Below are 23238 nucleotides of genomic sequence, written 5' to 3'. Positions count from 1 at the left end.
GTTCATTGTTTTAAACCTATGACTTATCGTTGATTGATTGTTTTTTAACGCATGCTCTAAGCTGCCAATCCTTCTCTTTATTTAAAATAATAACTGATGGTCGTATCTTTATGATCTCCCCAACCTGTCGAGATATTTGTCAATTCAACACCATTTTTCTTGTAGCTTTTTACCAGGTATAAATAAGTACGTGGTGGAGAAACTTCATTGGTTCGTACTTTCTCAATCAAAATGAAAGTCTTGTCATCTAACCATTTTACTCTTAATGGTAATGGATCTTGGCATTGCCCTATTTCTGCATACATTGCAGCATCTTTTCCATTCTTGGAAAAGGACAAGCCTGCACATTCTACATCGGGTAAATCTAAGACCAATCGTTTACCAACTAAGCTTTCTTTTACGCCTGCACTAGCCAAGGTTGAAAGACTTAAACATAATCCTGCAATTATTAATTTTTTCATTTGAATAGACTCTTAATTTAGTTGTTAAAACACATTGTCAATAAAGCCACACTGTAAGATGTGTTGTGATGGATTTACTGGATTGTCATAAAGGCTAATAAAAGCAATCATGTCATTCGGATCAGATACATCTCTTTTATAGGGCTGGCTATAGATATAAATTTGTTTGGGGGTGTAGACCTTTTGATTGTTGAAAACCTCTCCATCAAAGACCTTTAAATGTGGATATTGCTGAAAGACTTTGTGGGTCTTGCTTCTGTTTTGATCATCATGCATTGAAGCTTTATCCCATTGCTGTTTAAAGCTTTTCAATTGTTGTCCGCTATAGCGACTAAATTGAATCTTTAATCCATCCTCAATCTTTTGTTTGGTGTTATTAATGTCATCAGCACGATAGATTGCAGTTTTTGCCCCTGCAACACTGACGTGTACTAAGGTTTCAATCCTTTTGATGGGATTGCTTTTGCTATTGGGTAAATAAACTTCGGTTTCAGGACAATCTTCACAGAAATTTTCATCATCAGGATCATTGATGACGCTGCTCTTTTGTTTGCGGTACTGCTGTTGAAATTGTTGCTGTAATGAGGTGATTCCAGATGGCCATTTCATTTCGGTGCCCATCAAGGCTAAGTGGTTACTCAAAGATTGTTCTTTCTTGGCCCAATCCAGACAAGTTAAGCCCTGCTCTAAGGTGAATGGCTTAGATGTAGACAGGGGTTGAGCCGTCACAGTCTGCATGATCAACAAGGTCATGCTGCTGATCAGTAGAGGTTTAAATCGAAATTTCATTTTAATGATCCTCGCATCTCCTACGGGCTTTGGCTACCCGCAAGAAGTGCTCGTGTAAAATACTTATTTATTTTTAATCGTTTAACATCAGTTATTGATAATGATCCGCTGATAGTAGCTGACGGATTTCACTGGCCATTTGTGGACTACGCCAAGGAAATAGGACTTTTAGACTGTAATTCGGTTTGAATGGATCTCGTGTGCCAATATTGACTTGAAACTCTCGTTTCATCGGTGTGCGATGAACTTGTTGATTGACATGTGTTCCCATCATTGGATTGCTGATCACAGTGGTCGTGGTTCTAAAATTATCTTCAACTAAGTTGTAGTGTCCAACGGAAGTGATGTAATCAAAGGGATATTTCACGAGGCGTTGATCTGGCTGATCAAACAGAATAATGGTTTTATCTTGGCTGTTGATCCAAACACCACGGTTTTGGTAGTTAAAAGTTTCTCCTTGACGCTTGAGTTGTTCAGTCATCCCGTCAAAGTAGGTATTTCCATATTCATAAAGGTAGTAAAGGATCACAAACCAGAACAGGTCAAAGCCAAAGAAGATGTAACCGAAAGCACCAAAAGAGAAGATTTTGGCAACGATGAGAAAGATCACGATGGGTAAGACCACACATTTTATAAAGAGCTTAGATTTTTGTGGACGGTGTTCAATAGGTATGATTTTGGGTTTGCTTAATTCAGTCATGGTTGTTTCCCGCATGTTCAATGCAATGCACAATCACCAGCAGATATAAAAAGGTTTATTTTTTATAGGCGTGACTTAGCCATCCACCGTTGGATTGTTCTTGTAAAAATGTTGTTTGAATACAGACGAATAATAATAAATTAGCCGTATCGCCCTCGTTGCAAAGCACAACAAGGTTGAACATGGGGTGAGTCGCAAATTAGAAAAGATTGGTACAGCATGAGAAACTCCTTGAATCTTAAGAAGTTCTGCCATATCACTGCTAAATAATGGTGGCAGAACAAAAGAGGGTTAGCAGACTGGGATCCAAGGAACCAGCACACCCGAAGGTGTCCCCCTTCTGTCCTACCATAAAGATAAAAGGGGGACGAGAAGGTCCACGAAAAATAGACAAGCTATTTTCCGTACTGGATCAACGGTCTGCTAAAACCGACTGGCAATGTGTGCCCGCAATCGCATAATAAAATTAAGAAGATATAGAGTCAATCGGCTTTGTTGTATAAAGATTTTAAAGAAATAGCTTTCCTAAGTTGCTCAAATTTAAGTGACAACTTGGGTTTGAGGTCGACCTAATTCTGTAAATTTATTTAAGGCATGAGTAGTACTACTACGCAAGGTGCATGAATTTCATTGACCTGACTATCAAAACTTCTTGCACTGAGTTTACCGCCCAATAATTTGATGCAATGCATCTTAGTTTCAACCAAACTGCACCGATGATAGCTAGGCCATTTTTGCTAAGCGTTCTTCCTAGAGGTTTGACAGTTTTCAATAGTTCATTTTTTCTAAAGATCCCAATTTCCTATCATTCCATGACCTTGCATTTTTTCTTGGAGGAATTTCCGCATGTGCATGACGATCTGAAATCACGTGTCTGCACAATTTCGTATCATATGCTCCATCGGTATAGACAGAATCAATGAGTTCATCAGATGAGATTTGATTTAGCAGATCACCCAAGACTTGTGAATCACTTACATTATTTGTTGTGAGCTGTATAGCTCGTATTTGCAAGGTTTAGCATCTATACCAATATGCATTTTACGCCATTGCCAACGATATTCAGGCTGATGTTTCTTGCGTTTCCATTCGCCTTCGCCTAAAAACTTTAGGCCAGTTAAGTCTACTAATAGATGTAGTCCTTCATGACTTTTTTGATAGCTGATCGCAATATTAATCTGCTTTTGTCGTCTGCAAAGTGTGGAATAATCCGGTGCTGTCTAATTTAACTCACTGAGTTGAATAATGCTTTGCACAAAGCCTGTGACCATACGCAAAAAAGTCGAAAGATAAATTTGATCATCAAACAGCACTGAATTGCTGTATCAGAATAGGTTTGATTTCTTGCATGTTTAGCTTGTGGCTGAGCATACCATTGAGTCTGGGGATCGAACCAAATTGAAATATTTCCTCGCTTGATTAAAGCTTGGTTATAAGACAATTCGTTGTGCGATAGATTTTGGATTCAGGTTTCTTCATTTGGAAATGATATTGCTGATGAAACCTTTTAGAATAGCTTTGTTCAACAAAGCCAATTTAAACTGATAAACATTATATATTTACAAGATATTTATATAATACACTTTCAACAGGATTTTTATTTTTAAATCGATATTAACAAAAAAAGCAGGACTGGCACCTATTTAAATTAAAACTTCTTGTACGCCACAATGTACCTCAGCCGAAATTTAATTGTAATTTTTTGTATTAAAAATGACTCGGAACTCAAACAATTTTTAGGCTATCTGCCTAATTTTTAAAAAATAATCTCAATTAGAATAAATATTTATTCTATTTTTATCAACAACTTAATGTGATACTTTTAAAACTGGTTAGCAGACTGGGATCACTGAAGGATACTAAAAGGCATCCTTCTTTTTTTCCCTAATAATTAATATTTACTGAATCTTAAAGACTTTAGTTTTAGAGATTCAGTTAGTAACACAACCTAAAACATTATTATTTTTCGATGGTTATTACTAATGAAACTACTAAGCAAATTTTTTAGTGTGTATTTGAACAATATAAATGTAAACAATAAATACTTTAATTTTAGAGATTTTAAGGAAAATAAAAAACCTTTGATTTAACAGAATAATTTTAAAAAAAACTTATCAGTATTTAGATCTGATCTAAACTTTCTGCGAGACAATAAAATATGTCAAAATCAAAAAAGGGGATTCAAAATTACCGTGTAGCTGTAAAAAATCTGCACTTAAAGTGTTATCCAAAATGTATGCATGCATATCAAATATGGATAGCTTTATTCCTCCAATTGAGTGATAAACAACAGAACTACCATCTTGATTTAGCTTTTAAACAGAATATCGACATTCCACTCATTACCACTAACACACTGGGTCACTATTTTTTTAGTAGTCATTTCAGCTGGATCTATGCCTATTTTTACAACAAGAATAAAAATGAATTTACGTTTAGAGCTTATGAGAAAAATAATTCCTACGAATTCACAATCCAGGCTTTAAGCGAAGTAATGGCCTTACTGTGTTCCGGATTACATCACTCAATTCATGGCTTAGATATCATCGCGCATTGGCTAAATGAACAATACTTAGCCGCACATCTTCAGGAAGTTTTCGGACAGGAAGTTTTAACTATCAATCATCTAAGAGAATTATCAGGGCTATCTAAATCCCAAAGTCCAGTAAGTTCTATTTCAAATTATGCTGGTCCACTTTCATTAGAAAAAATTCTGGCTGGAATATCATCATGAACGGATATAGTTACTTAGAAGATACTCAAGAATTAAAACTTGAGTCGTTTCGAAATTTCTATCGAGCACTGGCAGAAGTAAAGCTAGAAAGTTTTCAAAATTCAATCAAACTCAATGACTTCATCAAACCTACTGAAATCGTTGAGCTTAACAATATTATAAATCAACAGCTTGCAGAAAAATCAATCAGTGAGTATCCACTAGTTCACTATCTTATCGCAGTCATTAACACCCCTTCGGCATATCAAGCTAATGCACTGAAATGGGCTATTTTCAATACTCAATGTATTGAATTGCTTGATAGCAAAGAACATGCAACCACCGTAGCTAATCTTTGTATGCGCTTTCGTTTAGCCAGCACAAAGCGAGAATACCACTGGCTTTATAACTTCTTACCAGCTCTTCCCATAGAGTGGAAGGATTTATATGAGTTTTTAAATTTAGCTGAAACGGAGAATAAAAAGCTACTTGAGCGCTCCACACCAAATTTAACCACGAAGCAAATTGGACAACTAGCAGATATTCGCGTTATTTATACCTATGCGCATACGCAAGCAGATCGTCAAAAAAGACATCGAGAAAGCCGTCCAAGCACCCAAGAAACCCTTCAAACTGATGTTAGAAAGGCATCAAAAATAACGCTCGACGATGAAATAACCTATCAAACTCATTTTGAACGTTGCGAGGCAAAATTGCCTATTGAAGAGACAATGCAGGAAACTGTCGAAGATCATAATTTCGAATTTAATGCTTTAGAACAACACTCCATTACAGCTCAAATCAATAATCTCAAGAACAGAGTTCTGCATAAATACAAAAATGAGTTAATGAACAAACCAAACCCTAGAGTTTTCGATTTGCCTACGGCACGATATATTATGGGTATTTTATTTGAACAAGCAGAAAATTCTCCAATTCATGCTTTGCTTTTGTTTTCAGCCCTTAGTTTCACGCATTATGAAGAGCTGCTAGTATTCCGAACACGTTTCTTGCTAAGCTCAAAAAGTAAAGAAATCCGCTTCAGTCATGAAAACTGTTTTTTTCGTCAAAGTATTGATAGCTCTAAATTTAAAGATACATTTTTAAAAGAATACATGCTCAATATCGGCAATTCTTTTACCATTCCCTTACCCAAAGTTTATTTGACGCAGATACTTCAGCTAAAAAAGTGGGATAAAGCCGATATTTCTTCAGAGGTACAAGAATATATACGTAGAATCAACAATGATCTTACTTTTCCTTTAACAACTCAAAATCTTCCTCGTTTAATCAGTGACATTACATTGAATGAACTAGGATATGAGTTAGAAAGTAAATTATTCGCTGGGGAGAATGTTAACAACTACACTCCATGCCATTATTTTTCAACAAAAATTATTGATATCTTAGATATTTATATTCAAACACTTGATCTGGTTGGTCCTCAGCTTGACACTGGATATATTGAGGAATTTAAATCCCCTATTACGTTTGGCAGTCAGCAAGTACCTGATCTTCCATTTGTCCAGTCCTTTTTTTACCAGCTTGACCATCAAGTTCGGAATAATCCAAATCCCTTTCAGACCTTAAATCATTATTCACTCTGGCTGTGGCATGTTTGTATGCTCATCACGTCGGCACGACCAAGCGAATCTTTCCCACCCAATCTAGATTATATTGACCTCGACAATCAATTGATGGCTGTTGCAGATAAAGAGCAGCGTTATTCGGGCACCATTGGGCGATATCTACCGTTTAATGATTATCTTCGTGATGAAATACAGTATTACCTAAAATATTTAAAACACTTTCTCTCCCTCACTAAAGCTTATCTACCTCAAGAAAAAGTACAAGCAATTCATGAGGTCCTTGATGGCAAGCGTCTCTTACTCTTATTTTATGACTCAAAAGAATATATCAGAAATCTGGAACTCTCTGATATTCAAAAATACTGTACAGAAATAGCCTTACAACGTAATTGGACCCGTCATTTTACTCGTTATTTTTTTGCCCAATACTGTAATGAAGATGTAGTTAAGGGCATCTTTGGTCACGATGAGCCCATGCAAGAACTGTTTGACCGCTATTCAGCTTTTCAGACAACGGATTACGATCAAATTAGAGCAGCACAAGACAAGTTGGTCAAAACCTTAGTGCTTAAAAGCATGTCAAATTTCACGGGAATAATGATTACATGAGCAAACATCCTCACTCGCTCAAACGATTAAAGAAACATAGAGATAGAAAAGCGTTTCTTCTGCAATTATTTAGCGAAAAATGCTCAGAGATGACACCTGAAAATTATCCTGAAGTTTATCGACAAATTGATGATCGACTTTTAGAGCACTGTAAATCCTATATCCGAAGCTACCAAATAGCACGTATAGAATTTGCTAAATATATCAGGCGCTTTAATCTTTTATCGAATCAACACTATCCGGTGCCTGCCGCACCCGTGAGGCACGAAAGGACTCTGCCGCAACAAAATATTGAAACCTTAAAACATGGTAAAAAAGTTACTCAATTTGCCCAAAATATGATTGCTTACTGGACAAAACATAATGACTTCAGTCCAACCCAATCACTTGGCTTCTGTTTGATCAGTTCAATATTATTCAATGGCATTTATAACCATACCGAACTGCAAAAGTTTTTAAAAATCATTTTAAAAACAAAGAAATTTCAAAGTTTTTTAAACCTGAATCATATGGTTACACTCGAAATCCCGAACCGACATTTCGGTAATCAGCGTATAAATGACCCTGATTTTTCAGTCAGCTATACAAAAACGTTTGTGCTACACGACATTGTGAAATGCTGGATCTACAGACTAAAACATCAAAAATTTGATTTATTTTCAGATATCGAAGATGCAGAACATCTGATTAACGCTTGTATTATTGAATGCTTCCCTGAAGAGAAGGTGCGTTGTAAAGACCTGTTAAAATACGGTTTTTACTATACACAGTTCCTGAAAAACAGCGGACTGGATCAAATGTCCATTTGTATCTTAAAAAATGAAATTTACAGTTCCAGTCCTCTCGAAAAACAATTAGCAGCTTATTTTATTCAGCCTGAACCCACGCCTACCCATACGATTCAGAATGTTTGTGAAAACCCTCGGGACCAGTCTACGATCACTATTGCGTTAGATGTAGCCGATATTTTAGTAAAGATACGTCAAGCTATTCGTGCAGAAGGCCATAGCGATCAACTCATAAAGTTATATTCCGGAGAACAATCTCCTGCCTTGGAACGTTTACTGTTGTGGACCATTCTGCGCTCAAAATTAACGGAGCCAGAACTGGACGATCTCAATAATATTATTCAGCAGCAGCAACGATTTAAGCGCAAGCTTATACGCGCAGATTTTCAGCCAATTAAACAAAGCTCTCTAAAAACCATGTTTTCACAGTTTGCAGTCGATTGGCTGCAGGCAACGCAAGACAAAGATATTTCATCATTTTCAGATGCTGATTTTGAAGATCTATATGGGGAAATGCTTCTATTAAAGAAAGAAACGACTCAAGCGACTTTACAAAAACGTCTACAGGAGTTTCATCACAAACAGACCTTATTTTTTAATGCACCCACTGTTGATCTGGATAATTTAATCCAGGTAAAAATCTGCAGAACCGCATTGATATCGCCCCATATTTTTCACCACATGCTAGAGCAGCTCGAAAATACTCAAGATATTTCGATTCAGGATAAAAATATATTTAAACTGATTTTTATTCTGGGGTTCAGAGTCGGACTACGGATCAATGAAACATTAAATATCTTTGTACGTGATTTATTTATTAGTGAAGATGCTGTGATGCTCACCATTCGCAACAATCGCAATAAAAATCAAAAAAGCTACTCTGCTTACCGCAAGATTCCTCTACATCATCTACTTAAAGCCGATGAATTACATGCATTTAAAACATATAGTCAGAATAGAAAACGCCTGCTAAAAGAACAAAGAAAATCAGTTACTCAACCGCTATTTTTAAAACAGTCCCTAGAAGAGACTCATGAAAATGAAATCAATGCTCTGTTGAAACAATTGATCCATTCAGCTTTCGGAGAGCACAATTTTACTTACCATAGTCTGCGTCATTCAGCCTTTAATCATCTCTATCTGGTTTTAAAACACTCACCGCTTGCTGATGCATTTACAGACTATACGCCAAATGATCAACTACGCATCCGTTATGCATTGCTGCGAAACAAAAATACTCAGCAAACCTGGTATGCGCTTTCTCATTTTGCCGGGCACCTAACACCTGAAACCACTTGTTCAAGCTATCTGCATTTGATGCATCTGGCGATCAGTTATCAGCTGAATCAAATGCACAGCCCACTTCCTAAAGAAGCCTATTTTAATATTCTGAAACATGATGATGCTATTAAATATCCTGTTCAGCAACGGGCGATCAAACAGTTTTTATTTGATCAACTCACTAAAGACCGTTACAGGCAACATGATCATCAATATCAACTAGGGCAACAGAAATCGCCTGATTCGCTGATGCTAGGAGCACATGACTCAGAAATGACTTTTGAGTTGTTGCATCACATTCTTGCAGTAAAAAAAGAAGAAGATCTTCTGTTACCTGAAGCCATTCCTTTGCAAATCGCACAAAAATTACGTGCCAGAGCTCTGCATTTGAAAACTTCCTGTGTAAACCAAAAAAAATCTTCCCGACTATTTACCACGGACTTTTCAAGGAAAGCTCCCGATGCATTAGTCACCATGTTACCGACCAATCAAGAAGAAAAACAGATCATCCATCATGTTCAGGAACGCTTCATAACTGTACATACTCAATATGAAAAACAGCTCAATACGATCTACTCAATTTATCTTGAAAAAGTTCAGCCCAATTCAGCCCAGTTAATTTTTGAACTGAATGAAAAACGGCAACTGAAGAAACTTCTTTCTTTTATTCATAGCTTATTTCCCAAAAAATATCTTCATTTAGAACTCTCTCAGCAGAGCAAGACAGAGCTCAAAAACACATTACAGGATTTAGCATTACGGACAGAAAATTTTAGCCTGAATGAGGAGGAAGAGCGAATCAAGTTCTCTTTCAAGTATAAAGATGCAAAAGCACTTGGAGTATTCAAGTTACTGATGTATCTCATGATAGTTTCTCATCTTTAGTGCAAATTATTGGATAAGTTTGCCACGCATTCTTATTCGTGGTTTACCAGTCATTCCTGTAATGATTTAATATGGACTTCCAAGCGTGAGTGATTAAATTAATCATCTTAAAGAGCAATAACTGTTTGTCCCACTAGCCAAATAATGTCTGTCCAAGTTAGCACAAAATTTAATGATCATTTAAACAAGAATTTGCAGTATTGATTTACAATTCGAAGTGAATAAAAAAGCATAAATTGCCGCAGCACAATGAAATTGAAGAAATATTTTCAGAATATGATGAATAAGTTGTGAATCGGTACCCAATAAGGTATCAGAAAAGATAAACCCCTGCCCATAACCTCATTGCTCCAAACCACTTGTGCCAGATATTCCAGATTAACCTGATAGCAAATACCGGTTCCTCGCGACAACAGGCGAAACTGATTGAGCTTAAAGCAAGTTGTTAGGCTCTATTAGATTGTAAATGTCTAATTAGACTTCTTTAATCTAATAAGATCTAATCAGGCCAATTAAGCACCCTCCTTACCGATCAAATGGCTTATTTTATAAATCCATTATTTTGTGTTTTAATAGATATATATATAGATATAAGACCCAATATTATGGATTTAAAATTTAAAAAACCTGAAGAGGTTGTTACTTTATTATGTGAAAGGCTTCGCAAAGAACGACTTTATCTGGAAATGACTCAGGCAGACGTCGCTACACGTGCTGGTATTAGTGTGAATACAGTATCTAATCTGGAAGCTGGTCGAAATGTTTCATTTGAAAATTTAGTACGCGTTGCCATGGTATTGGGCCGATTAAAAGAAGTAGAGGAACTCTTCAAACCTCATTTAAACAGTGTAAATGACATTCTCCGCTATGAGAGCAATACGGCTCGCCAACGTATCAAAAGGAAATAAGTCCATGCTCAAAAAACTTAATGTTTACTACAATGGATGGGGTGAATATTGGCTTTGGGGCACACTGGTCTCCTCAACCGCAATCACAGGTCGGCCATTAATCGCCTTTGAATACAGTGCAGAAGCGATCAGTAAAGGTTTAGAACTTTCCTCTTACCTACTTCCATTAAAAGGTGACCCATTAAGAACGAACTTTCCTGCACATCAAATGGGATTGCCAAGTCCTATATATGATGCCTTACCCGATGGTTGGGGCATGCTACTTATGGATCGCTTATTTAAAAAAAATGGATTCAATCCTGCACGGATTGGGCCATTAGAAAGACTCACGTATATTAATACACATGCGATGGGGGCATTATCCTTTGAACCTTCAGCACCTGAGTTAGCATTAACTAAAAATATTCCACTGATTAAACTCGCTCAAGAAGTTCAGGAAGTTCTCAAAGGAGAAGGTGCAGAATTTTTACAGCATTTATTAATTATGGGTGGATCTCCGCAAGGTGCAAGGCCAAAAGCACTCGTCTATCGTGATCCTGTCACCAACGAATTCTCAACAGTTAGCTCACATCAACATGAAGCATGGCTGATCAAATTTCCCGCTCAGCAAGAGCATCCTGAAGTTTGTGCAATTGAAGCTGTTTATGCAGAATGTTTACGTCATTGTGATATTGATACCCCTGATACTCAATATTTTACTCTTCCGAATGGATTAACCGCATTTGCATCAAAAAGATTTGACCGCCATGATGGTATGCGTATCCCTATGCAAAGTTTAGCTGCCTTCACCGGAGCTGATTTTAAATCACCAGGGAGTTTAGACTACAGTAACTTTCTTCGCGCTGCACACTTTTGCACCAATGATGTTCGCGAAAAAGCAATTGCATTCAAGCGAGCTGTTTTCAATGTAGTCTTCAATAATCGAGATGATCATTGCAAAAACTTTTCATTTCTGATGTCCCAAAATGGGCAATGGAAACTCTCCCCTGCCTATGATGTTACTTTCAGTGAAGGGCCAGGTGGATATCATCAAATGGATATCATGGGTGAGGCACTGGATATTCCTCGACAAGCTCTTGTAAAACTTGGTACTCAGGAAGCGGAACTTTCTGCCCAAGAAGTCGATGAAATTATTGGCTCGATTTGTAAGGTTGCAATCCGATTCAGCAATATCGCTCATAATCTATTACCTGGACAAATTCAAACAGAGACTCTACAGATGATCCAAAATAGGATTGAGCATAATATTCATTTATTGAATTGAATATAAAAAATTTTCATGAGGATCAAGAATCATTATATTAAATTATATAGTGTTGTTGTTTCTCATGAAAATCAGTATCAAAAAATAGGTGACTTTTATAGACTAAAAATTCCAATATGAAGTGACCAAAATACCCTTAAATGATCTAAATTGCTAAAAATTTTACCCCACTAAAAAAACACATACTATTAATTAAATCATATACTTATAATTAGCGTCATTTAATGGAATAAATCTCGGTGACCTTGCCAAGGTTGGGGTCTGCGAGTTCGAGTCTCGTTTCCCGCTCCAAATTTAAAAAGCCCTAGTCGAAAGATTAGGGCTTTTTTCTTGCTTAGATTTCTTTAATACATCATCTCTCGTCAATAAAAAAGGTGCCTCATTGAAATAGAGACACCCGTGTTTTAGTTCGGTCAACCTATCTGACTAAGCGACTGACTTTTCATCTAATCGGCGCATTCTCGGTTTATACAGCACACGATAGGTCACGCTTAAAATTAAAATCCATAACGGACTAATGTATAAGGCTTTCAAGGTATCGGGTTCAAGCGCCAAAATCACTAAAGTAAACATCAAGAACGCGATCACGACATAAGACATGAACACCCCACCCGGCATTTTGAATGTTGATTGGGCATGTAATTCAGGACGTAACTTACGGTAGCGGATATAACACACCATAATCAGACTCCAGACGCTGATAAATAGAATCACGCATAAAGAGCTTGCTAAGGTAAATGCTTCAATCGTGTTTGGCACGAAGTATTGTAGTACCGCGCCTCCCATGATGAATATACAAGAGAAGATCAGACCATTGGCTGGAACAGCACTCTTTGATAACCGACCAAAAGCATTAGGCGCCTGACCATCTTTCGATAAACCAAATAACATCCGACTCGTTGAGAAAACACCACTATTCATGGATGACATCACCGAAGATAACACCACAAGATTCATGATAATCGCAGAAGTCACAATCCCTGCATTTAAGAATAATTCAACAAAAGGACTTTTATCCGCACGAATATGATCCCAAGGTGTCACAGACATCACCACGAGTAAAGCCAAGACATAGAACAAAATAATACGAATCGGAATCGCATTAATCGCCTTGGGTAAGTTCTTGTGAGGATCTTTGGTTTCAGCGGCTGTTGTTCCGATTAACTCCACTCCAACAAACGCAAAAACTGCGATTTGGAATCCTGCTAAGAAGCCATCTAAACCTTTGGGGAACATCCCACCATGCGACCAAATATGACTAAATGAAGCAACGCCACCATGTGGTGCAACAAAGTGGCTGAAAATCATATAACCACCCACCACAATTAATCCCATAATTGCCAAAATTTTGATTAAAGCAAACCAAAATTCGACTTCACCAAACAATTTGACCGTAAGCAAATTCAACGCTAAGACAAATAAGACACAGCCCGCACTAATCATCGCCTGACCAATTGGCGTAAAGGTTGTGCCGTCAGGCAACCAAAAGCCAAGATAATTAATCACAGCCGCTAAGTCAGCGATACCGACCAAAACCCAACCTAGCCAATACGTCCAACCCAAATAATAACCAGCCCATGGACCAATCAGATCATGTGCCATCTACAAAAGATTTGTACTGTAAGTTTGCAAGTAATAACTCTCCTAATGCACGCATCAGGAAAAAGAACATCCCACCAATAATCATATAAATGAACAGAATAGATGGGCCTGCAAGGGAGATCGTTTTACCTGAACCCATAAAGAGTCCTGTACCAATCGCACCACCGATCGCAATCAATTGCAAATGGCGATTGGAAAGTTTTCGTTGTAAGTCTTGAGGTGCATCATCACCTGAGGACTGATTATGTATCACCGTCATAAAAAAGTTCCTTTTTACTACTTCCTAAAATGAATCGGTCGCTAATTTATGAGCTTAACCAGCTGTCCTTTATAAATGACCCATTCATTTTGACTGCAAGAAAATACATATTTGCCTTACTTTTATCTATGACAAATACGTTACTTTTCTTCTTTTTTAATCTCATTTAAACAAAAATAAAACGATTCACTTTATTTTTGTGCTGCAATCACTGCAATTTCAATTAACCAATTTGGATTGACCAAATCAGCTTGAATGGTAGCGCGTGATGGCGCCACACAGTCTTTTAACCAATCGACATAAATCGCATTGACCTTAGGAAAATCCGCTAGGTCTTTCAGAAAAAGCTGTACCGAAAGTAAACGTGATTTATCACTATTTGCTAAAGCAAGTAACTGTTCAATCGTTGCAAGAATATCTCTCGTTTGCCCCTCAATATCTAAATCGGGGTTTTTAGGGACTTGTCCTGATAAATACACCACTTGATTAAAGACGGTGACAGCACTCATCACTTCGGTGCTATTGATTTTCTGGATATCTGAATGTGACATGATGACTTCCTTAGTCTTGAGTGATAAATGGAACGCGTGCAGTTACGCCACACATAAGTTCATAGCCAACTGTGCCTGAGGCTGCTGCAACATCATCAATGGATAGAATTTGTCCTGTTTTGGAGGTTCCCCAAAGTACAACTTCACTGCCAATCTCAGCATTCGGTACTGGCGTTAAATAAACTGCCAACATATCCATGCTGACTCGTCCAATAGTTCGAGTACGAATTCCATTGACTAAAACAGGGGTGCCTGTAGGAGAAATACGCTGATAACCATCTGCATAACCACATGCCACAATACCAATGGTCATCGCATGCGCAGCGACAAAATTCGAGCCATAGCCCACACTTTCATTGGCATTTAACTGTTGGATTGCAATCAATTCACTACGCAAACTCATGGTCGGCGCAAGCCCCCAATCTTGAATACTATGCTGAGGATAATCGGGAGAGCTTCCATACAGCATGATGCCACCACGGACATAATCGGAGTGTAGTTGAAATGAGTATCTGAGGATGGCAGCACTATTGCTCACCGATCTTTCCCCAGGTAAATCTTGAATGGTGCTTTCAAATTCTGCGAGTTGATATTCAACCCCAGCTTGACCAAAACGTTCACCATCAGCATCAGAGAAATGCGTCATATGAGTGATGTTGGAAACATGATTAAGGCGTTGCAGATGCTGCCAGACTTTGCGGTATTGTTGTGGCTTGAAACCTAATCGGTTCATACCACTGTTCATTTTTAAGAAAATATCAAACTGTGCGGGGTAAATATGCTGCTGTACCCATTCAACTTGTTGCTCATTGTGAATGGTAAAACTGAGTTGATACTGGACACAATCAAATAAATCTTGAGGAGAGAAAATCCCTTCGAGCAATAGAATAGGCCCTGTCCAACCGAGTGCACGTAGTCGTTTTGCTTCTTCAATATCCAGTAAAGCAAAACCATCTGCTGTTTTAAACGATTCATAAACACGTTCAATACCATGTCCATAAGCATTGGCTTTGACTACAGCAAACACCTTGCTATCTGGAACACTTGCCCTCAAGACCTCAAGGTTTTGACGCAAAGCCTGAGTATGGATGACCGCAGTAATTGGGCGAGGCATAACAAACTTCCTTGTACGCTGTAATTATGCTGCGTGTGAATAGCGCTGAATGGACAAACCATCCGTACTAATATCTGGGCGATGATTCATCACCAGATCACTAATTAATTTTCCTGAACCACATGCCATCGTCCAACCTAAAGTGCCATGTCCAGTATTCAAGAATAAATTCTTATACTGGGTCGCACCGATAATCGGGGTACTATCAGGTGTCATTGGACGTAAGCCCGTCCAGAACGAAGCTTGCTGTAAATCACCGCCAGGGAATAAGTCTTGAGTCACCATTTCTAAAGTGGCACGACGGTCTTCATTCAAGCCCAGATTAAAACCACTCAATTCCGCCATACCACCAACACGAATACGTTGATCAAAACGTGTAATCGCAACTTTGTAAGTTTCATCTAAAACGGTGGATTGTGGTGCAAGTGCAGGATCAACAATTGGAATTGTTAATGAATAGCCCTTCACTGGATATACAGGCAAATTGAGCGCCAATGGTTTGAGGAAGTCACGAGAATAACTACCAAAAGCTAAAACAAAACGGTCGGCTGTTAAAATTGCTCCATTGACCATGACGCCTTTGATTTCATCACCTTCAACAATTAAGTTTTCAACATTCTGATCAAACTTAAACTCCACACCCAAATCTTGTGCCAGTTTTGCCAAGGCATTGGTGAATAAATAACAATCACCTGTCTCATCATTTGGCAAATGTAAGCCACCCACTAACTTATCGGTATGCGCTAAAGCAGGCTCTACACGTGCTAACTCTTGTGCATTAAGTAAATCGAAATCCACACCACATTCTTTGAGTACTTGAATATCACGTTGCACCGCCTCTAGCTGAGCGTCATTACGGAATACTTGCAACGTACCTCTAGAACGATTTTCGTAATTAATGCCAGTTTTTGTTCTTAGATCACGCAGACAGTCACGGCTATATTCCGCAACACGCATCATGCGCTCTTTGTTCACTGCATAGCTTTGTGGATTACAGTTTTTCAGCATTTGAGCCATCCACTGTAACTGCCACATACTGCCGTCAATATTAATGGCTAGTGGTGCATGATGTTGAAACATCCATTTAACTGCTTTAAAAGGAATTCCTGGCGCTGCCCACGGTGTCGAATATCCTGGGGAAATTTGCCCTGCATTACCAAAGCTAGTTTCCTTGGCAGGACCCGATTGACGATCAAGCACAGTCACTTGAGCACCTTGCTGTGCAAGGTAATAAGCACTTGCTACACCAATAACACCACTTCCTAAGACGATGACGCGCATAACAATCCCTCACGCACACTAGTTTATTTAACTAGTATATTTTTGCATCAATAGTTTTTTTCACTATTTTTAGGCTTATAATCTAGGTAATTTCATGTTTTCGTCGTGAAAAAATTAAAATAAAAGGGAATAATCTATGCGTAAATTAGACCGTATTGATCGCCTGATTTTAGATATTCTGCAACGTGAAGGTCGGATTGCGATTAGTGAGTTGGCTTCACGTGTCAATTTGTCCACCACCCCGTGTTCAGAACGTGTTAAACGCTTAGAGCGTGAAGGGATCATCATGGGCTATTACGCACGGCTCAATCCTGCCCATGTTGACCGCAGTCTTTTGGTCTTTTTAGAAATTAAACTTTCAGCCAAATCTGGTGATGTTTTTGATCAAGTTGCACGTGACCTTGTTGATATTCCCGAAGTTTTGGAATGTCATTTGATCTCAGGAGAGTTTGATTATTTAGTGAAAGCAAGATTAAAAGAAATGAGTGCCTATCGACGTTTATTAGGTGATTTACTTAAAAAACTACCTGCTTCGGCATCTTCACATAGCTATGTCGTGATGGAAGAAGTCAAAGAAAGTCTTTATTTGGATGTGAGTAAATAAGATTAAATTGCATCCTACCAACGATTAAAAATGTTTCAGCCTACAGATGCAGGCTGATAGGTATAATTACTCGTCTTCGTCGTAGATATAGCTCATACAACCCCAACCGTCATATTCACCATCAAACTCTTGTGCAATACGTGTCATCCACTCTTCTAAGTCTGCAATATCATTGTATTCAAGCATCATATTAATATGGATATTCAACACCCACATATCTGAGCCATCTGAGTGTAACTCTTCTTGATAAAGTGAGATCTTTTGTTCTTGGTGCAACAGATGAAGTGCACATTTTTCAACTTGCTCTTGTTTTTCAAACACAATCGAAAATTCAACTTCATGTGGCTCAGTGAGATCATTGCCATCTTCAACCATCTGCCACAAGACATTACCATTATCATTGTCTGGAAATTGTTCATAGTCGCGTGTCATATCAATATCCTTTGTTATGTTTTGATTTCATGATTGGCTATAGATTAACCTATTTTTATGTCAGTTTTTAGACGCAACAATTATATGATCATCAAAAAAGGATAGAAATTTTTAACTATTCGCATCCATCTCATCCAACAAAGGCTCAAAACATTATATGATTTTATAATGTATTATAGATCTTCAAATTTGACTAGCCATACTATGCTTTTCTTTGAGAATGCTCTTTTGAGCATACTTTAAAAAGGAACTACCGACTCAAGCTCGATCGCAGATTGTTTTAATGGATGTTGGAAAGCAAGATAGGTGGCATGCAATGCCATACGTTTAAAATGGAATTTGGCAGGTTCAGGATGATAAAGTTTATCGCCCATAATGGGATGCCCAATATGCATCATATGTACACGAAGCTGATGTGAGCGACCTGTCACTGGTTCTAAACGCACTCTACTTTGATCCGTTGTCACGTCATACTCAATTGATTGGAATAGCGTTTTGGCAGGCTTTCCCAATTCAAAATGCACCATCTGACGAGGACGATTTTCCCAATCGGTAATCAAGGGCACTTCCACACTGCCGTCTTGCTGAATCTGTCCTTGCACAAGTGCCACATAATATTTTTTAACGGTTCGTGCTTGGAACATTTTGCTAATCGCAACTTCAGCATCTCTATGCTTCGCGAACATTAACAATCCTGATGTTGCCATATCTAAACGATGTGTCACTTTAGCAGAAGGATATTGTGCTAAAACGCGCAAATACGCACTATCTTGATGTTCAGGCAAACGCCCCATGACCGACAATAGCCCTGCTGGCTTATTAATCACCACTAAATCTTCATCCTCATAGATCATCTCAAGTGGATCTTGCGGCGGTAGATAAATAAAGTTGTCATTTAGGGGCATGAGCAGTAAAGGTTCTAAATAAAGCGGGGCAATTATAGCGAGTTCTCAGCCAAAAACGAATTTTGAGATGAAATCCTGAACAGAGAACTCGTTCTATTGAAATGCGATTGAAGATGTCTAGAGTTAATGTCGTTGCCTGTTTTGATTATTATTGTTACGACATTAACTCGTATATTTTTATGATGCTGTTTTTATCGCTTTATTTAAACTGTCTTTATAAAGCTGCTCTAAAGTTGCAATGTCTCGATTTAAAAAAGTAATCAAATATTCTTTGGCACGACTCAACGTTAAGTAATTAAAAGAAATCGTGTCTTTGCTCTTACGTGTCACCAATCCGAATAAATCTTTTTTAGGAATAAACACAGGAATATCGCTTTCTAATTTAAATTCAAGCTGCTGTGTTTGTGAAAAGGCATCTATTGTGATGCGTAAGGTTTGTTCAGTGTAATCATCTCGTACAATAAAGCTGGTACTTACACCATCTAGCTGTAATTGACGAACCAATTGCTGACGCCATCCCATCTCATCGAAACGAGCAACGATCGTTTCTAAATCAAAAGCACCCAAATGATCAGCTTCATTTCGATTAGTTTGATGCGGATAACGTATTTTAAGATCGAATTCTTTCATTATTTTTATGACCTCTTCCAATATGATCAATTTTCTAGTTTCAATTATATCATTTTGTTTTTTATTATAAAAACAGGAGTTTATATTCAAAAAACAAATATTATAAGACCTATTTCACACTTATATTTAAATTCATTGATCGGGTTTTTATTATTTATATCTGATTGGTCATATTCTGTTTATATTAAATTTTTAGGGTATCAAGGGAAAACATGTTGTTTACTTCAACACCTATGACTTTGTAAGCCATAACCTTTGCCTATAGACTTTTGATCTATAGCGTCCTAAGCCGAATCGAGACCTTTTGGGTTTGTACACACTTGCTTTATAAGCATCGGTGCATGCTACTCTTTTCGATCCCCTTACGGAACTTTAATCGTTCCTCAACCCTTGAGACATAGTTTAGGCAGATCAGTGCGGGATTGTTTTCCTAAAAACTGGTATTTTTCGCCACTAATGAAATAATTTTGCATATCCAATCTAACAATAAGAATTATTTTCCATTTCAATAAAAAATATCTGATTTAAATTTCAATATATTCCAATTTAGATGTGTATTTTTTCATTTAAAACCTAAATTTATGCCCAGATCACCATAATGGCCGCCACAATTACCAGCCATAAACCTAAATGATCCGTCTTTGCCAACTTTTCTTTAAAGAAAAATACTGAGATCAATAAGCTAAATAGAATTTCGATCTGACCCAATGTTTTCACAATCGCCACAGTTTGCATACTCATGGCACTGAACCATCCCAAAGATGCTAAAAAACTGCAAATACTTACACGAAAGGTCAGACCAAGACGTTGCCACATGTTATACAACGTACTGCGACTAAAGATTCCCAAATACAGCAATAATGCAATACACTGAAAACTAATCAAACTGCATAACACCCATCCTGCACGATGCAAAAATGGCAACATGCTCAGCTCTAAACTGGCTTCACGCACCAGAAGTGAAGTAATGGCAAAACATAAACCACTGCCTAAACCAATGATTAAAGTATTGAAGGAAAGTTGCGTACTATGTCGACCTTTACTCAATAAAAAAACTGCGATTGCCCCAATCAATACACCAACCCAGCCCAAAGTGGTCAACCGCTCCTGTAGAAAAACCACTGCAATCAAGGCTGCCAAAATCGCTTCGCTTTTAGCCAACCCGATACCAATCGCATAGTTCTTTTGTTGAAATAGTTTCACCATCAACGCTGTCGCAAAAATTTGGCTGATTCCTGCAATCACTACATAAAGCCAAAATGTATTGGAAAAATGGGCTTGAACAGTGACAGGTTGATGCAGATAAAGAAATGCTAAATAACTAAACGCAAAAATAGGAGAAAAGATAAATCGAGCCAATGTCGTCCCATAGGCATCGACTGTGGTACTGAGCTGTTTTTGAAATGCGTTGCGCCATGCTTGCATAAACGCAGCCATGATCGTAAATAGAATCCAAGTAAAAGCCATAAACGCCAACGCACCATCAAAATGTTTGTGTAATTTACTCGCTTCATTGTGATTTTTCGAGTGTTATTAACACGCTGACGGATTGATCTGATTTTTTCTCTTTTTATGTATCCAACGTGCGACCACAATCACCAGAATAATCACAAATACCGTAATCACGACAGGCATCACAAATGCCAAAATCGACAAAACAATTGAGCCAATCAACTCACCTGTTGCCACTACAAAATTCCCCAGTCCACCAGTGGTTGCTGTTGAAACGCCACGTGCAGCTACCGTGCTCATTTGCACCACACCTGCTGTTCCGCCACCCACGATCAGCGCGGCTGCCCACGTCGCAAACTGTGACATTTCTCCACTACTGACTGCCATCGTACTTAGTGTGCCTGCCACTACAGCAGCAGGCGTAGCGATGGTATCCAAGAGATTATCGACCCACGGCACATAATAAGCTGCGATTTCACAGATGGTTGCAAATCCAAGTGCAGCGCATACGGCAGGGATCGCTAACCATTCAAAGCCTTTTGCAGGCTCATACCAGCCCATCAGGGTTGCAATGCTCATCACCAATAAAGGAACAAAGACACGAAAACCACAGGCTGCGCTTAATCCTACGCCGATACAAAGTCCTAAAATTGTTTCCATCTGGGTTTTCCTTATTTTTGTCAGATATCGCTATCTTGTTATTTCATATTTTACAGTAACAAAAAAGCCCTATCGAGTGACAGGGCTTTCATCAAAACAGTGGGTAACTGTTTGGTGTTTGCGGCTTAGGCATTCTTGCTGTTGAATTGATTGCCAAGGCATTTGGTACACGGAGGTAAACGATCAGTACCAATTTCTAAATAGGTGCGATGTCCGCATTGGACACAAAAATAGAAGCCAGTTCCAGGTCTTTCGCCAGCAGTAACCATCTTTGTTCTCCATAGATTTTAGAAATGGTTCATATACTATAGCGTGATAGTTTTGATTATTTATTGACCTTCCTGACGAATGGTGGTGGCGGAAAGGTTAAAAGCCATATCAAAAAATCTAACTTGCTTTATCAATGGCTAACTAAAGTGTAGATCTTCGACACTAACCTCTTGAAATTTTAAAATTTTATTATTCCATTCTTCCAGTCGGAGAATATATAAATTTAATGCTTTTTCAATATTCTCACATCGCTGTGAATAGTTTTCGGTAATTGCCTTAAACTCTTCATTTTTCATTCTAGCAACAGTTTCAGTTCTAGTTGCTGTTGTTGTTGTTTCTGGTATATTATCCAATCGCTCATGAAGAAAATAATTTTCACTTTGCTCAATTTCATCCGTATTTTCAGAAGATTTCCGTCTAGGTCTCCAGAAAAATTGATATTTAGTTTTCTTTCCACGCTTAAATTTCTTATTAATATCTTCTTTCATCGAAGGCTTAATAAATTCTTTAAAGTCGAATGCAATATAAGGATGAATACTTCGATCAAACAAAGTAAAAATCTTAACAACATTACCACTGCCTTTATTTTTATCATAAAGTTTAGACGATATATAAATATCATCCAACACTCTTTTTGACTTAAAGTAATCTATATTTTCATCTAATATTGGCTTTAAAAAATTCAATAAAAATGACTTCTCATCTATAGTCTTCATATAAGTAACCAGATTAATATAATCTTGATAATTATCAATAATCTCTTTCATTAAACCAGTAAGACCAACATGTTTTAAAACAAATTTTGCTCCAAAAAACTCAGGTATACTTGTATGTAAGAAAGCATATGTTTGCCCCTCTCTACAAATAAAACAAATTCCAGTAGTCAAATCTCTAATTAAATCATTTATAGAGCAATCAAGTTTTTCAAATTTAATTGCCTTACCAACCAACTCTATAAAATTATATTCACTAAAAAAGAATGTTTTTTGTTTACAGCTTAAAAAACAAATACATTCAAAAACAGACTGCAATTCAGAAGATGAGAGCTTTGTTACATAATCTCGGCTATATACTAACTTTGTCCCATCATGCTTTCTTAAAGTTAAATCAAATAGTTGATTATAGAATAATTTAATATCGGTTCCTTTTATTTGCTCAGTTCTATACAAATAAAAATAAAAATTTACCATTAATGGGGTAACTAAAACCCCCTGAATATCTTTATTAGATTCCCTTAAATTACTAATTAGATTTTCTTTTAAAAAGTCATCATTAGTTAGTTTTTTTATAATATTAATTTGTCCATCTAAATCTAATTTATTTATTAAGAACTTACTAAATATTGTACTTTTTTCTATATTTTCTAGGACTTACGCACTATTATTTATAGATTCTCTGTGGTAGGAGATGATTTTTATCGAGAATAAAGTCATCAATGAAGTCTTTGATGATTGGTCTAAATAATTTCTTCTGCCAACGATATACATTTTC

Annotated in this window: 19 protein-coding genes and 4 pseudogenes; 6 read left to right on the top strand and 17 right to left on the bottom strand. The window is 37.5% G+C overall.

The genetic code is table 11. The features are described from left to right. Positions 1 to 77: 77 nt before the first annotated feature. The 4 genes and pseudogenes from HYG88_RS13210 to HYG88_RS13195 form a co-directional block, all read right to left on the bottom strand. Entirely contained in the window at positions 78 to 461 is a 384-nt protein-coding gene (locus HYG88_RS13210; protein WP_000733361.1) for a hypothetical protein, read from the bottom strand. Positions 462 to 485: 24 nt separating this feature from the next. Beyond that, entirely contained in the window at positions 486 to 1250 is a 765-nt protein-coding gene (locus HYG88_RS13205; RefSeq protein WP_000672051.1) for a hypothetical protein, read from the bottom strand. A gap of 91 nt (positions 1251 to 1341) precedes the next feature. Further along, positions 1342 to 1950, bottom strand: a complete 609-nt coding sequence (locus HYG88_RS13200) for a hypothetical protein (protein ID WP_002159601.1) — start codon at positions 1948 to 1950, stop codon at positions 1342 to 1344. Positions 1951 to 2490: 540 nt separating this feature from the next. Then, positions 2491 to 3429: pseudogene (locus tag HYG88_RS13195) on the bottom strand (IS5 family transposase). Between the two features lie 757 nt (positions 3430 to 4186). On the opposite strand from HYG88_RS13195, the gene HYG88_RS13190 reads away from it, so the two are divergent. Genes HYG88_RS13190 through HYG88_RS13180 form a run of 3 tightly spaced genes read left to right on the top strand, consistent with a single transcriptional unit; the run spans position 4187 to position 9815 of the window. Next, positions 4187 to 4684 (top strand): hypothetical protein, encoded by a 498-nt coding sequence (locus tag HYG88_RS13190; protein WP_000543471.1) that lies wholly within the window; start codon positions 4187 to 4189, stop codon positions 4682 to 4684. Next, positions 4681 to 6861 (top strand): hypothetical protein, encoded by a 2181-nt coding sequence (locus tag HYG88_RS13185; RefSeq protein ID WP_087539450.1) that lies wholly within the window; start codon positions 4681 to 4683, stop codon positions 6859 to 6861. Before HYG88_RS13190 ends, HYG88_RS13185 begins: the two co-directional genes overlap by 4 nt. Further along, positions 6858 to 9815 carry a site-specific integrase gene (locus HYG88_RS13180; RefSeq protein ID WP_087539451.1) on the top strand — a complete coding sequence of 986 codons (2958 nt, stop codon included), beginning with the start codon at positions 6858 to 6860 and terminating at the stop codon, positions 9813 to 9815. Before HYG88_RS13185 ends, HYG88_RS13180 begins: the two co-directional genes overlap by 4 nt. Positions 9816 to 10106: 291 nt before the next feature. Here the strand turns inward: HYG88_RS13180 and HYG88_RS15465 are convergent. Then, positions 10107 to 10243: pseudogene (locus HYG88_RS15465) on the bottom strand (hypothetical protein); the annotation flags it as partial. Between the two features lie 177 nt (positions 10244 to 10420). Between HYG88_RS15465 and HYG88_RS13175 the strand changes: the two are divergent. Both HYG88_RS13175 and HYG88_RS13170 read left to right on the top strand, forming a co-directional pair. Next, a complete protein-coding gene (locus HYG88_RS13175; protein WP_087539453.1) occupies positions 10421 to 10723 on the top strand; it encodes a helix-turn-helix transcriptional regulator in 303 nt (100 codons plus the stop codon). Positions 10724 to 10727: 4 nt separating this feature from the next. Further along, positions 10728 to 11987 (top strand): type II toxin-antitoxin system HipA family toxin, encoded by a 1260-nt coding sequence (locus HYG88_RS13170; RefSeq protein ID WP_178883244.1) that lies wholly within the window; start codon positions 10728 to 10730, stop codon positions 11985 to 11987. 426 nt (positions 11988 to 12413) lie between these two features. On the opposite strand, the pseudogene HYG88_RS13165 reads toward HYG88_RS13170, so the two are convergent. The 4 genes and pseudogenes from HYG88_RS13165 to HYG88_RS13150 all read right to left on the bottom strand — a co-directional run bounded on the left by HYG88_RS13165 (position 12414) and on the right by HYG88_RS13150 (position 16794). After that, a pseudogene (locus HYG88_RS13165) lies at positions 12414 to 13848 on the bottom strand (amino acid permease). A 191-nt stretch (positions 13849 to 14039) separates the two neighbouring features. Beyond that, positions 14040 to 14399 (bottom strand): RidA family protein, encoded by a 360-nt coding sequence (locus tag HYG88_RS13160; RefSeq protein WP_005163469.1) that lies wholly within the window; start codon positions 14397 to 14399, stop codon positions 14040 to 14042. Between the two features lie 10 nt (positions 14400 to 14409). Further along, the gene (alr, locus tag HYG88_RS13155; RefSeq protein WP_178883243.1) at positions 14410 to 15513 is read right to left on the bottom strand and encodes an alanine racemase; all 1104 of its coding nucleotides are present in this window, start codon (positions 15511 to 15513) and stop codon (positions 14410 to 14412) included. A 24-nt stretch (positions 15514 to 15537) separates the two neighbouring features. Beyond that, the gene (locus tag HYG88_RS13150; protein ID WP_178883242.1) at positions 15538 to 16794 is read right to left on the bottom strand and encodes a D-amino acid dehydrogenase; all 1257 of its coding nucleotides are present in this window, start codon (positions 16792 to 16794) and stop codon (positions 15538 to 15540) included. 136 nt (positions 16795 to 16930) lie between these two features. Between HYG88_RS13150 and HYG88_RS13145 the strand changes: the two genes are divergently transcribed. Further along, positions 16931 to 17398, top strand: a complete 468-nt coding sequence (locus HYG88_RS13145; protein WP_004665270.1) for an Lrp/AsnC ligand binding domain-containing protein — start codon at positions 16931 to 16933, stop codon at positions 17396 to 17398. A gap of 66 nt (positions 17399 to 17464) precedes the next feature. On the opposite strand, the gene HYG88_RS13140 is transcribed toward HYG88_RS13145, so the two are convergent. The 8 genes and pseudogenes from HYG88_RS13140 to HYG88_RS13105 all read right to left on the bottom strand — a co-directional run. After that, positions 17465 to 17830, bottom strand: a complete 366-nt coding sequence (locus HYG88_RS13140) for a ribonuclease E inhibitor RraB (RefSeq protein WP_087547294.1) — start codon at positions 17828 to 17830, stop codon at positions 17465 to 17467. A gap of 239 nt (positions 17831 to 18069) precedes the next feature. Then, on the bottom strand, positions 18070 to 18735 hold the full coding sequence (locus HYG88_RS13135) for an RluA family pseudouridine synthase (RefSeq protein ID WP_005218885.1): 666 nt from the start codon (positions 18733 to 18735) through the stop codon (positions 18070 to 18072). Between the two features lie 177 nt (positions 18736 to 18912). After that, complete coding sequence (locus tag HYG88_RS13130; RefSeq protein WP_087536636.1) at positions 18913 to 19365, bottom strand: hypothetical protein; 453 nt, start codon at positions 19363 to 19365, stop codon at positions 18913 to 18915. A 579-nt stretch (positions 19366 to 19944) separates the two neighbouring features. Then, positions 19945 to 20832 carry a DMT family transporter gene (locus HYG88_RS13125; RefSeq protein WP_087536637.1) on the bottom strand — a complete coding sequence of 296 codons (888 nt, stop codon included), beginning with the start codon at positions 20830 to 20832 and terminating at the stop codon, positions 19945 to 19947. A gap of 66 nt (positions 20833 to 20898) precedes the next feature. Then, positions 20899 to 21477: a DUF4126 domain-containing protein gene (locus tag HYG88_RS13120; protein ID WP_087547297.1), complete on the bottom strand. Its 579-nt coding sequence runs from the start codon at positions 21475 to 21477 to the stop codon at positions 20899 to 20901. A gap of 125 nt (positions 21478 to 21602) precedes the next feature. Beyond that, positions 21603 to 21746, bottom strand: coding sequence for a hypothetical protein (locus HYG88_RS13115; protein ID WP_004665293.1), 144 nt, complete (start codon positions 21744 to 21746; stop codon positions 21603 to 21605). Between the two features lie 138 nt (positions 21747 to 21884). Continuing rightward, a complete protein-coding gene (locus HYG88_RS13110; protein ID WP_178883241.1) occupies positions 21885 to 22937 on the bottom strand; it encodes a hypothetical protein in 1053 nt (350 codons plus the stop codon). A 190-nt stretch (positions 22938 to 23127) separates the two neighbouring features. After that, a pseudogene (locus HYG88_RS13105) lies at positions 23128 to 23238 on the bottom strand (IS701 family transposase); the annotation flags it as partial.

This window comes from Acinetobacter sp. SwsAc4 (assembly GCF_013391535.1).
In the GTDB taxonomy this organism is placed as follows: domain Bacteria; phylum Pseudomonadota; class Gammaproteobacteria; order Pseudomonadales; family Moraxellaceae; genus Acinetobacter.
The sequence above is the reverse complement of the archived record's forward strand: the minus strand, read 5'-3'. Positions and strand labels throughout refer to the sequence as shown.